Below are 13713 nucleotides of genomic sequence, written 5' to 3' on the forward strand. Positions count from 1 at the left end.
TATTATGAAAATAGTTATCCCTAAAACAGCCAACGATAGCATAATACTTAATGACGATTTAACTATATTACTGGTTTTTGAGAGCAATTATATTGCATCTTTTTTAATAATATAAAAATACATAACACCACCTTAAACTACGTTTAATTTTCACTCATAGAATAAATGTATACCCCTGAATAAAACCTGAACATATTTTATAAGGATTCATCGTATAAAAGTGATCTTTGTCGCTTAAAAATTGCTTTTTAAGTGATAGTTTGGAGAATAAGCAAATTCATAAAAAGTAAAAACTTATATCAGGAACGTTAGGAGCAATAAACTAACACTAATTGCAGCTGCAATTATGCTGCCATTAAACATCAGTGTTAATGCCTCGGTAATCAATCAAACAAAAGGCGACTTTGAAGATAAGTTTCGTCAACTAGTCCAAGAACTTCCAACACCTAATGTTTATAGAAATGCAGCAGGCTAAGCTGGCGCGCAATATTGGCAACAAAAGGTAGATTACAAAATTAAAGCATCTTTAGATAAAGAAAAACGCCGTCTTACTGCGCATCAAAGTATCACATATAAAAATAACTCACCTGATACTTTAAAGTACCTTTGGTTACAGCTTGACTAAAATATATTTAAAAGCGATTCAATCGCTGAGCTTACCTCTACAGTAAAAACAAAATTACAATCAGGTCCAGATAAAGGCAAAGCAAAAATCAGCCTAAATACATTACGTCGTCATCAATTTCTTGATGATACCGAAATGGGCTACCAAATTGCTAAGATAAAAGACAACTCAGGCAATACATTAAAAGCCACCGTTGTCGGCACTTTAATGCGTATTGATCTTAAAGAACCATTAAAACCGGGCAAAACAACTAAATTCTCAATGGGTTTTGCATTTAACATTGCAGAAGAAGATGCTGTTGGCGCTCGTGCTGGTTATGAGCACTTTGAAAAAGATGGCAATGACATCTTTTTATTAGCGCAGTGGTTCCCAAGTTTAGCGGCTTATACTGATTATGAAGCTTGGACTAATAAAGCATTTTTAGGCAGTGGTGAGTTTACTTTAGAGTTTGGTAACTATGATGTTGAACTAATAGTGCCTGCTGATCAACCTCTAGTAATGGCGATGTCATTTTTCCCTGTAGATGGCGGAGATTTATGGAAAAAATATTCAATTGAATCTATCGTAAATACGATGGAAGTGTATTCAAGATTCTCATTTGATTACCCATACCCAGTGGCTCTATCAGTAAACGGACCTGTCGGTTGCATGGAATATCCCATGATCACTTTTAATGGCCCAAGAACAGAATTACAAGACGATGGTAAGCGCACTTATACTCAAGCCGAAAAACGCTTTTTAATCGGTGTAGTGATCCATGAAGTTGGCCATATTTATTTTCCTATGATCGTCAATTCTGACGAAAGACAATGGACTTCGATGAATGAAGGTTTAAATAGCTTTTTAGATGGTATTGCGGGTCGTGAATGGGAGTCAACGATTCCTTGGGGCGTTGAAGCACAAGATATCGTTCCTTATATGAAATCTGAGCGCCAAGTACCTATCATGACGCAATCTGATAGCATTTTAAACTTTGGTCGCAACGCTTATGCTAAACCTGCTGTGGCTTTAAATGTTTTACGAGAAGTCATTTTAGGTCGTGAATTATTTGATTTTGCATTTAAAGAATATGCACAAAGATGGAAATATAAGCGTCCTACGCCATCAGATTTCTTTAGAACAATGGAAGAAGCCTCAGGTGTTGATTTAGATTGGTTCTGGCGTGGTTGGTTCTACAGTACAGTACAGTTCATGTTGATATTTCAATTGATCGCGTATACAAGTTACGTTTAGATACTAAAAATCCAGATATTGATTATGGCCGATTACGCGAAACAGAGCTTAATAAGCCGCTATCACAGTTTGTTGAACGTAATAAAGCCGAAGGCCGTAAATTATGGGTCGATAACAACCAAGATGTTTCCGATTTTTACGACGATAATGACCGCTTCACAGTAACAAATAAAGAGCGTAATTCTTATAATAAATTCCTTAAAGGCTTAAAACCTTGGGAACGTAAAACATTTGAGCGTGCTGTAAAAGAAGATAAAAACTACTATGTGCTTGAGTTTTCAAATTAGGCGGCTTAGTTATGCCTATATTGCTACAGTTAACTTACACTAATGGCACAGTAGAAGATAAGTATATTCCTGCAGAAGTTTGGCGTAGTTCACCTAAAAACGTGCAAAAACTTATCGTAACAGATAAAAATAAAGAGCTTAAAAGCATCAGCATTGACCCTTCATGGCTAACAGCTGATGTCGATGTAGAGAATAACCATTACCCCCGTCGCATCATTCCTTCACGTATCGAAGCTTACAAATCGAAGAAAAGAGATGGCAAAGTTTATCGTGATATTATGCAAGATATCAAAACTGAACTGAAAAAAGACGAAGATAAAAAAGATAAACCAGTAACTGAGGATAAAAAATGAGAAAATTACTCCTCCCTTTAATATCTTTTATTTTGACGAGCGCCGCAAGTGCTCATCAACTTAAAGCCGCTGTAACAACTGTGTTATTAAATGATAGAACCAATAACATTGAAGTGATGCATCGCTTTTATTTACATGATGCAGAACATGCCGTGAGTCACTTATTTACTAAATCGCCTGGTAGACATAATCACGCTGATTTAATTTCAGATAAAGAAACGCAAAATACCTTTGCAGATTATGTTGATAAGCAGTTTAAACTCGAAACCTTGAGCAATAAAAAACTGGCATTAAAACCTGTTGGGCATCAGCTTGACGGTTAATTTTTTTGGGGTTACCAAGAAATAACCATTCTTGATTCAGCTAAAGGTTCACGTATGTCACATGGCGCTTTACGTGATTTATGGCCTGCACAAGTTAATATGGTGAATGTTGAGGGCAAAGGCAAAGTTAAAACTTTAACATTTAGCGGTGAAGATACTTAGCTACAAACACAGTTTTAAGCGAAATAACTTCGAGTAATACACACAATTATGCATAATTAAATGTTTAGGAAACACACCCTATCTTCCTAAACATTTTTATACACTTTAGCTTTTGAATTTAAGTATATATCACTCTACAATACCGACATATTAGGTACACTGGAACATCTCGTGAAATCAGCACTTTTGCAAGCAGCCATAGTTTTATCTCCTTACTCTTTTGCTAATTATCAAACTGAAGTAAATCTAGGTATTGCATTACAAAGCCTCAAACATTCACCCGATATCACTATATATGGTGCAACAATAGAATATTTTGATAAAAAAATTACCAACAAAGGACCACAGGCTGAAACCGCTTATTTAAATAAAACATCATCTTGGTATTTAGCGGGGATATCGTTTGATAAAATTGATTCAACAGTTGCTAATCTAGGTCGAACACAATTTATTAATGACAATACTTATATAGAAGTTAATACCAATTTTGAAAAAGGGAATAGTTTTCAAGATCTGTCATTTACAACTGGTCATTATCTTGATAATTATTTAAGGATATCTGCTAGCACCAGTTTTTCGAATGGTACTGTTTGGAATGAATTTATTTTATTTACAGCTAGAAAGCTTTTCCCTTTAAATGATGAACAAACTATCGCTTTTGAATATTCAACCGCAATTGAAGATGAAGATTTTTTAGAATATCAGTCCGCAACACTGACATATTACCCCTCTGATTTTACTTTATTATCTTTAGGTATTAGCCATAATACCAAAGAACGAAACGGTACTTATATTGATTTATCGACTCAGTATTATTTCACCACTCAACTAGAAGTGAGCGCAGGTTTTGGTTATTCAAATCAAGATGGCGTTGGTGATTTTTGGATTTTATCTACGAGTTATCGCTTTTAAATATTTGATTTAAACATAAATTACAGATTATGTTAAATTGAGTTGGAATTAGAAATATTAAAGGCTTAAGCTACAAATTTTAAAATCAGATTCTAGCTCTCACACTCAGTAATTGTTAGAATGAATTTATATATTGATTTTGATTAAGAGTGATGAGATGGGCAGAGCATTTGTTGTACGCCAAGTTTCAATGGAAAAAACTGCAGCGGCTAAAAGTAAAGTTAATTCTAAATATGGTAAAGCCATATACGCATGTGCGAAAAGTGGCGGAGCCGATCCCATTGCTAACATAAGTTTGCAGCAACTAATCGAAAAAGCAAAAAAAGATCAGGTTCCCGCTCATGTAATTCAAAAAGCACTTGATAAATCTACCGGCGGAGCAGGTGAAGACTACGCACCTGCGCGCTATGAAGGTTTTGGGCCTGGTGGCATGATGGTAATTGTTGATTGTTTAACTGATAATCCAAAACGTACATTCCAAGATGTAAGAAACGCCTTCACCAAGTCAAAATCTAAACTCGGTGGTCCAGGTACTGTTGCTCATATGTTTGATCATCATGCCGTATTTGGATTTTCAGGGGATGATGACGAAGTTATATTAGAAGCCTTAATGATGGCTGATGTAGATGTAACTGATGTTGAAGTAGAAGCGGGCAAGGTATCAGTATTTGTCCCTCACACTGAATACTTTAAAACTAAAACCACATTAATCGAATCATTTGAAGGCATTCAATTTGATGTTGATGAAATTACATTCATACCTCAAACGGATACTGAAATATCTGGTGATGATCTGCCTTTATTTGAGAAGTTAATGACTTTATTAGATAACGCTGAAGATGTACAAAATATTTACCACAATGCCATCATAGTAAAATAAACTATTTAAAATCTGCATTTGGTATATTTTTAAGCAGTTATTAATAAAAAATAAAAATTTATTCACTTTATTGATAAGCTGCTCATTTCCTACTTACGCAAATACGCTAAATAAAAACACCGATTGAGTTTTTGCATGGTAACAGACAATTTAAATAGTTCAGTTTATTTTACTGATGTTTTTCATGGGAATTATGCTCAATTAGAAGCATATGAGCAGCATTTTAAAGATCATGTAAACCCCCTTTACAAAGTAAATTTAAGATAAAGGCAGTTTACTTTGTATCAGGGTGTTAGAAGTGGAAAATAAATTCTCAATTATTACCTGCATTTGTACCCTATTTGTTGGGAACTCTCCTGTTTGTAACCCTTTTTCAAGCTCTGCTGCTAAAAGCGTAATTTCTTCAAACTCAAAAACAGCCGAAGTGCCATTTAAGCTATGTGCAAAAAATTTAAGTTTGCACCAATCTTGCTGCTTATAAGCATTTTTTATATTTTTAATATCACATGGCAGGGCGTGTAAAAAGTCATTTTTTAATTGGCTTAAGTGACTTTGTGGAATATCTATTTCATCAATGCTTGAGCTAATATTTAAATATTGATTGATAACTTGTACTAATTTCTCTCTTTGTATCGGTTTTGATAGGTACTCACTAAAACCCGCTTCTATATATTGTGAAATTTCATGCGTCATCGCATTGGCAGTTAATGCTACAAAAGGCGTATCACATCCAGTTGCTTTTACTAAATTCATCGCTTCTATCCCGCCCATATTAGGCATATGTATATCACTTAAAATCAGATCAAACTCATTTATAAGTGCGGCATCAACAAGTTTTTCACCATCTTCAACTGTTGTAACAGTTAAGCCCAATTTAGTTAATATAAGCGTGAATAGCTCTCTAAGACCTTTATCATCTTCAGCCAATAAAATATGACCTTTAAGTTTGTTCTCCGGTTTAATTGCACTACAAGGGCTTTCAAGTACAGTATTAACTTCGGTATCTGTTTTTAACCAAGTACAATCTTGTGTTTCATTGAGTGCGATTGTGACAGTAAAACAACTGCCTTTTCCTTCTTCGCTTGAAACACTGATACTGCCTCCCAGCTTTTGGGATAAATACTTTGAGATATGCAACCCTAAACCTGTACCACTGACACTCTCCTGACTTGTATTATTTAATTGCGAAAATGCAACGAATAATTTGCATAAATCATGTTTATTAATGCCGATACCAGAATCCTCAATAGAAAACTCTAATAGGGGAGATTTATTTATTATGTTTAAATGCACAAATCCCTGCTGCGTAAACTTAATTGCATTGTTGAGTAAATTAATTAATATCTGTTTTAGTCTAGTTGGATCTGTTATTAATTTTGTTGGTAGAGGAAATTGATAATTAATGCTAAATTCAATGCCTTTTTGCAAAGCTTTATCGCCAACTAATAACTTTACTTCTTCTATAAGTTTAAATAACTCAGTAGGTAATAGTTCAACATCTAATTTATCTGCTTCTACTTTTGATATATCCAAAATATCATTTAAAAGTGATAATAAATGCTGACCACTATTATTTATAATTGAAATCGCATTAAATTGCTCTTGTGCATCAATTTCACCCGCCAAAATAGATTCAGCATACCCTATAACAGCCGTTAAAGGTGTGCGGATCTCATGACTCATATTAGCCAAAAATCGGCTTTTAATTTCACTGGCATGGGCTAATTCTTGAGACAACAGCTGCAATTCTTTTCTTTGTCTTATAATTTCTAATTGTGTTGCAACACGCGCTTTTACAACTTCAGAATTAAACGGCTTATAAATGTAATCAACAGCGCCTAATGTAAGCCCTAACTTTTCTTTTTCTGACGAGTTTAACCCCGTGATAAAAATAACAGGGATCTGAGATGTTGCAGGAATAGATTTCAGTTTTTTAATGGTTTCAAAACCATCCATTTTCGGCATCATAACATCAAGTAGAATAAGATCTGGCTTTAAAGCAAGGCTTTTATCTATGGCTTGTTGGCCGCTAACAGCCATGCTAATTTTAAAGTCATTTTTTAAAAGGGCGCTTAAAACTTTCAAATTAGCTTTTTCATCATCTACAAGTAAAATTTTAGCTTTAGTCATTTTATAATATACATTCCATGAAATTAGCTTCCCTTTACGCTATCTTGCCAAACGACTTGATTCTTACCATTTGATTTTGCTTTAAATAACATATCATCAGCAATTTTAAACAAGGTATCCTGACAACTTTCAACGATTGGTAAATAACTTACGCCACCTAAACTTACCGTTAAAAATTCATGCTCTGCTGAGGGGTCATGATTAATTTTTAAATTTGCAACCGCTTCTAAACATGTATTCATGTTTTTAATTGCGTCACATGCTAATGTATTTGGTAATAAGGCGACAAATTCTTCCCCACCATAGCGTGCTAAAAAATCATTTGAACTTGATAAGTTTTCAGCGATTGCTGAAGCCACTTTTTCCAAGGCACGATCACCTGCTGCATGGCCAAAAAAATCATTATATTTTTTGAAATCATCAATATCGATCACAACTAAAGAAAAAATCTGTCGCTGTTTAATCGCCTTACCCCATAATGAATCAAAAGTTTGATCATATAAACGTCTGTTTGCAACTGAGGTTAATGAGTCTATATTTGCCCGTTTTTCTAATAAATCTCGCTGTTTTGCCATGCGTAAATGTAATCTTACTCTGGCTTTTAATATCTCTACATGAAATGGTTTTTGAATATAATCGCAGGCACCTAACTCCAGTCCTTTTTCTTCTTGCTGAACATCTAATTGACCAGTAACAAAAATAACGGGAATATTACTTGTTGAGGCTTCATTTTTTAATTTTTCAATGACCTCAAAACCAGTTAATTTAGGCATGATCACATCGAGTAAAATCAAATCTGGTAATAATTCTTTAGCCTTGAAAAAACCGGTTTCACCGTCTTTTGCTAAAATGACTTCCACCTCATCTTTAAGTATGCCACTTAATATTTTAAGATTAGTTTTCTCATCATCAATGATCAAGACTTTTTGTTTATTATTCATTAAACACCACATCAAGCTGAGTTATTAATTCAAGTGTTGTTTGCGTTGCATTTTCAAATTCAATATCATCAACATACTCAATAATATTAATAATATCTTGCTCATAATCTGTACTTTTACAAAATTCTTTTAAGTTAAATAATTGTGCTTCAACATTAAAGTCTGAAGAACGTAATAAAACGACCGTTTTCTCTAATTCTTGCTTTAATTTATCAACTGAAAAAACACAGCTTGTTACAATCGGCTCATCAAACACATTTGATATTTCTTTTAATAAATTTGATAGTTGATGTTTCACAATAGCTAAATAGTTAGGCTCCCATATGCCTTTTCCTAAAGATGTTTCTAATCTTTCACACGCTTGAGATAGCTCATATGCACCTAAATATGCAGAGTTCGATTTTAATGAATGGACAACTAAGTAAATTTCATTCAATTTTTTACTATTAAATAAATCATCTAAATGTTCAGTACTGCCATGCTGATCTTTAATAAAATCTTTTATTAAACTTAAATATAGCTCAATGCGTCCATTCATATTATTAATGGCTTGATGTAAATCAATTGCGCTTATGAGATTTAACCTTTTTAAAGTGGCATTTTGACTGCCAGACGTATTTTCAAAATCATCAATACAAGGCGCTTGACTAGCTGAGGACACATCTACTACATCTAAATAATTGGCTAAAGTATTAAATAAATTATCAGGGTCAATCGGTTTGCTGATATGCGATAACATACCCGCTTGTTTACTGCTAACTACATCAGCAGGCATCGCGTGTGCTGTCATTGCTATAACAGGTAAGTTTGCAAGTTTAGGGTTCTTTTTGATTTCCCCCATCGCAGTAAGTCCATCCATTTCAGGCATTTGAATATCCATAAGGACTAAATCATATTCGCATATAGCCAGCTTTTCTAATGCAATGCGCCCATTTTCAGCGATATCGACCTCAACTTGAGTATCGCTTAAAAACCCTAGCGCAACCTGACGGTTAATCGCATTATCTTCAACTAATAATATATGTGATGAAGAAAAATTTGGAATAAACTCCGATTCGCAATTGCTATCAACATAATCCACTTCATCACTAATCACAACATTGGTGATTGCATCAACAAGCGATGATTGATTTATTGGTTTCTCTATAAACTGTTTAATAATAGTACCATCTAACTGAGTATTAATTTCTTCTTTATCATAAGCCGATACCATTAATATATGTGGTAGTTTACCTTCACTATTTTCATGAATTAATCGTGCTGTTTCAATGCCATCCATTTGTGGCATTCGCCAATCCATAAAGACCAAATCGTAGGGTTTATTAAGTTTTATTTTTTCTTCAACTAACTTTATGGCATCTAAACCATTATCAATCTGATCAGCTTGTATTCCTAATTTAGCGAGCAGTTCTATAATTACTGTTCGTGCTAAACTCATATCATCTACAACTAATACTTTTAATTTTGTAACCGCAGCTTTATCAATCGTTTGTATCACTGATTTTTGTTCACACTTTTGAACTTCGAAGGTAAAATAAAAAGTTGAGCCATCTCCAAGCTCACTTTGTAAACCTATTTCACCGCCCATTAACTCACATAACTGCTTACAAATCGCCAAACCTAAACCTGTACCGCCATATTTTCGAGTGATAGATTCATCAGCTTGTGAAAAGGTCTGAAACATACGGTTTTGTTGCGCTTGATCCATGCCAATACCAGTATCTATCACAGAGCATAATAATGTTATTTTTGAATCAAACTCATATTTAAGTTCCATTTTGATGCAAACCGCACCTGTTTGCGTGAATTTCACCGCATTATTGACTAAATTCACGATAATTTGCTGAAGCCTTAACGGATCACCTATCATGACAGAAGGGATATTAGGGTCTATATCAGTGATTAACTCTAATCCTTTTGCATGCGCATTTATGGCACTTAGATTGACAGATCGCCTTAACAATTTATGCACTTCAAATGGTTTATTTTCTATGGTTAACTTTCCGGCTTCGATTTTAGAAAAATCTAAAATATCATTAATTAAGCCTAATAATGATTCACCTGAATCCAATATTTTATCAACATAATCTTTTTGTTTTGCATCTAAAGTTGTTTTTAATGTCAGCCTACTTAATCCTATCACCGCATTCATCGGAGTTCTTATTTCATGACTCATTTTAGCTAAAAAGTCTGATTTTGCATTGGTCGCTTTTTCTGCTTTTTCAGTGGCTTTTTTTAATTCTTGGGTACGTTGTAATACTTTTTTTTCTAAGTTTTGTGTTAAGTCTACATTGTCAGCATTTGTCATTTTTACTTTTTCAGCTAATGCAAATGCCAGTAATAAGCTATCAAGGGTATTGCCCATTAAACCAAGTAAATAAATATTGAGATTAACCCCAGATAAGATCCCAAGGTTAATCATATTGCCAACCATATTTGGAATAACCATAGCTAAAAATGCAAATACAAAATATTTAGCGGGACCATAGCCATTTCGCCAACAAATAATGCCCGCAATGAGTCCTATCGTTAAAATTAAGCCTGTTCCCACAGATGCTAACAATAAACCTAAACTCGGATTAAAAAAGGCAACTGGTGTAGACAGTAATGAAAAAAGAGCGATAACGTATAGAGTGAATGTAAGCTTAGGATAATTGCCTTTTAAGTTTAAAAAGTCGATTGCAAAATATGCAGTACATAATGCACCAAGTAAAAATGGCGGCATTAACAAACCAGGATAGGTATTTTGCGTTATTAGCTCTAAAACACCAAATACATGAACCCAGCCCCACATATAACAAAATGTAGCAAGTGCATAAAATAAATACATGCGCTCACCACTGCCAATAAAAATAAATAAGTTATATATGCTTAATGCTAAAGCAACTCCTAAACATAATAATAAAATAATATTCTCTAATTCCATTGATGATTTTGCTTGTGCTTCAGGGGAAATAATCAGTTTAATGGGTGCAAAGAAAAAATCGCTTTGGAATAACACAATAACGGTACTAATACTATTAGGTGCAATTAAAACTTTATTACCATAGTGAAAATTTAATTTGTTATTGTGGTTATACCCCGTTGTATCCTTTGTATGTCTTTGATTTTGATAAGCGTGAATTTCGATTTTTTCGACTACAGAACCATAGGGGTAAATAAACCAATCAGTATTTTTGGTATTATTTTCAACTGAAAAAACAGCGATATATCTGTCTCCAAAAATGTTTGTTGAGTCATGCGGTTTGAGAGAGGTTAACCATAAGGGGATTTGATTTTCTGTAGCGGGTAGCTGAGCGCCATCAAATTTATAATAAGAGACCTGTTTACTAATATCTTTGTTTGAAATACCACTCAATGAAAGTGTAGGTAGCAGTCGGTCGTTTGCAAAAGCAGTATTTGCAAAAACATAAAAAAAACATGATATGACCGCTATATAATTAAATAATTTACCCAAAAACTTAAATTCCATAAGAAATAGTGACAAACAAGATCTAATATACAAGCTAAAGCATTTAAAACTCAATATAAACAATTAAAAAGAATAACTAATATCAACACCAAGTTGACGAGATTCACCTTTAAAGTCTTGCAACATGCCTAATAGGCCAACCAAATCAAATTTTAAATTACTATATTCTTCATTAGTTATATTCTTCCCCCATGCAGCTACACTCCAATCATCCATTTCATAGGCGATACGCGCATTAAATAGGGTATAGTCATCCTGAGAAGCATAAGGATTTTGGTTTTGATCAAAATAAAAGTCTGATTGATGATCAAAATTAAGCTGAAAAATCACTTCCCCCTCATTCACCGGCAAAACATAATCAATAAAACCATTCACGTTCCACTTAGAAGTAAAAGGCAGACGATTATCACGAATGGTTTCACCTTTAGCATTCACAAACTGTTCTAGGTTGGCCTCTGGTAAATAACCTATGCCCAGCTGAATGTTAAACTGCGACGTTAATTGCCACTTAAGTTCCGCTTCTGCTCCATATAGGTTGGATTCACCCACGTTATCTAATAACTGAATAGGAGGCGCATTTGGTGAAATAGCAGCTTGATTCATAAAAACTTGCTGATCTTGGTAATCATAATTAAAGGCTGCTAAATAAAGATAAGCATTATCTTCATCCCAATGGATTCTTGCTCCAAGCTCAATAGCATCTAATGTTTCAGCGCCATAGTCATTACGCTGAGCCTCTTCTTGAGAAGTGATAATCGCGCCATTATAACCACCACTTTTATAGCCACGAGAATAGCTCATAAATGCAGTTAAATTTGAATTAAATTTATGATTAATGGATATTTTACCTGATATATTATCATCTTCTATCTGACCCAGTTCATTCCAGCGAGGGACAGTGAGCCCCATTTGATCGTCTAGGGATAATGGCACATTAATGGTGCCAACGGCCCGATAATCAATTTTTTCTTCCGTGTATCTCAGTCCTGTTGATAGGGTGGTTTGATCGTTAAAGTTATAATCTATATGGGCAAAAATAGCTGATACTTGGGTATTAATTTCATTATCGTAAAAGAAGGTAGCAGCATTGCTAAAACGTGTTTCAACACCGCGCCAACCCCTAAATAAATCTAAAAAGTTATCTTGCGTTAGTGACTCATCTAAATAAAAGCCGCCAGCAATAATATATGCTTTATCTAGTTCTAAGTGATAACGTAATTCCTGAGAATAAACATCCGTATAAACATTTTGACCTCCTTCCGCTAATGATGCTGGACTACCATCACTATTAAAAAAATGAATACGGTCAAGTTTATTAAAACTATTGATACTCACCACATAGCTATTATCAGTTAATTGATAATTCAGATTAACATCTGCACCCCAGCTATCTGTTTTATGCGGGCTATTATTATTAATATCATTATTAACTGATACATCATAAAAGTCATTTGAGCCATCGTTAAAACCAAATTTATCCGAACATTTAGCTGAGTTAGCTTTATTAGCTGTACATGATATTGGATCTTCTATTCCGGCTTCAGTATAAACACCAATAGTTCCGACAGGCTGAACTGTACCATCCCATTTTTCAACATGTATTTTGCCAAAGACTTCTAGTTTGTCAAAATTGGCTAAAACAGACAATCTGCCATGAGTTTGCTGCATTTTAGCCTCTGGCGCGCCCTCATATAAATTAGTGATTGAGTAGTCATACTCTTGATGATTAACCGCTAAACGCGTATATACATTTTCACTAATGGGTAAATTAACCGCGCCTTCAAATTTAATATGATCTTTTTGGGCTAAGCCTAACGACATGTAACCTGAAAAGTCACTTTCAGGTCGTTTTGTATTAATTAATACAGCGCCACCGGTAGTATTACGGCCAAATAAAGTCCCTTGAGGGCCTTTTAGAATTTCAATAGACTCAATATCATATAAATTCACTAATTGAGAATTTGCTGAACCGCCTGCAACGTTATCGACATAAACCCCCACAGGTGATGTGGTTGACGTATTGTAATCCATGCTACCTACCCCACGGATATTAATTGCAGGTGGTGTCCCTTCAGCTGCATTTTGAGTGATTTTAAAATTAGCAACTTGGCCAGATAAAGCAGTAGTATCTTTTATATTTTGATCTGAAAGAGATTTACCGTCGAGGATTGTAATTGAAATAGCAACATCATTAATATTTTGCGGGCGTTTTTGTGCCTTTACCTCGATAATTTCCGTATCTTTATCGCGATCATCAGCAAAAGCTTGTGGAAATAAAAAGGAAGAAGAAAAAATAATAAGAGAAGTTTTTTTCACGGGATCCCTCGCTTAAATAAAAATGACTGAACTATAACCTTTTCCTATTAATATACAAGTTTGAGGATATTACAATCAT

At 34.2% G+C, this 13713-nt stretch carries 6 protein-coding genes and 2 pseudogenes; 4 read left to right on the forward strand and 4 right to left on the reverse strand.

Going from position 1 to position 13713, the window contains the following annotated elements; genetic code table 11:
- The first annotated feature begins 346 nt into the window (after window positions 1–346).
- The 4 genes and pseudogenes from PSA_RS19820 (at window position 347) to PSA_RS19835 (ending at window position 4775) form a co-directional block, all read left to right on the forward strand.
- A pseudogene (locus tag PSA_RS19820) lies at window positions 347–2498 on the forward strand (M1 family metallopeptidase).
- Window positions 2495–2983, forward strand: a pseudogene (locus PSA_RS19825) (DUF6702 family protein). Before PSA_RS19820 ends, PSA_RS19825 begins: the two co-directional pseudogenes overlap by 4 nt.
- 171 nt (window positions 2984–3154) lie before the next feature.
- On the forward strand, window positions 3155–3895 hold the full coding sequence (locus tag PSA_RS19830) for a putative porin (RefSeq protein ID WP_042146184.1): 741 nt from the start codon (window positions 3155–3157) through the stop codon (window positions 3893–3895).
- Between the two features lie 157 nt (window positions 3896–4052).
- On the forward strand, window positions 4053–4775 hold the full coding sequence (locus PSA_RS19835; protein ID WP_042146185.1) for a YebC/PmpR family DNA-binding transcriptional regulator: 723 nt from the start codon (window positions 4053–4055) through the stop codon (window positions 4773–4775).
- Window positions 4776–5033: 258 nt separating this feature from the next.
- On the opposite strand, the gene PSA_RS19840 is transcribed toward PSA_RS19835, so the two are convergent.
- The 4 genes from PSA_RS19840 to PSA_RS19855 form a co-directional block, all read right to left on the reverse strand.
- The gene (locus PSA_RS19840) at window positions 5034–6905 is read right to left on the reverse strand and encodes a response regulator (RefSeq protein WP_052380023.1); all 1872 of its coding nucleotides are present in this window, start codon (window positions 6903–6905) and stop codon (window positions 5034–5036) included.
- A gap of 23 nt (window positions 6906–6928) precedes the next feature.
- Window positions 6929–7846, reverse strand: coding sequence for a diguanylate cyclase (locus PSA_RS19845; protein ID WP_042146187.1), 918 nt, complete (start codon window positions 7844–7846; stop codon window positions 6929–6931).
- The gene (locus PSA_RS19850) at window positions 7839–11303 is read right to left on the reverse strand and encodes a response regulator (RefSeq protein WP_052380024.1); all 3465 of its coding nucleotides are present in this window, start codon (window positions 11301–11303) and stop codon (window positions 7839–7841) included. The genes PSA_RS19845 and PSA_RS19850 overlap by 8 nt, the downstream gene beginning before the upstream one ends.
- Window positions 11304–11381: 78 nt before the next feature.
- The gene (locus PSA_RS19855) at window positions 11382–13634 is read right to left on the reverse strand and encodes a TonB-dependent receptor (RefSeq protein ID WP_052380025.1); all 2253 of its coding nucleotides are present in this window, start codon (window positions 13632–13634) and stop codon (window positions 11382–11384) included.
- Window positions 13635–13713 lie beyond the last annotated feature (79 nt).

Origin of the sequence: Pseudoalteromonas sp. '520P1 No. 423', assembly GCF_001269985.1 — a bacterium.
GTDB lineage: Bacteria > Pseudomonadota > Gammaproteobacteria > Enterobacterales > Alteromonadaceae > Pseudoalteromonas.

Bases quoted from the DNA above. Each gene is read 5' to 3' on its own strand.
- PSA_RS19840 (WP_052380023.1), bottom strand. From the start codon at position 6,905: ATGACTAAAGCTAAAATTTTACTTGTAGATGATGAAAAAGCTAATTTG.
- PSA_RS19845 (WP_042146187.1), bottom strand. From the start codon at position 7,846: ATGAATAATAAACAAAAAGTCTTGATCATTGATGATGAGAAAACTAAT.
- PSA_RS19835 (WP_042146185.1), top strand. From the start codon at position 4,053: ATGGGCAGAGCATTTGTTGTACGCCAAGTTTCAATGGAAAAAACTGCA.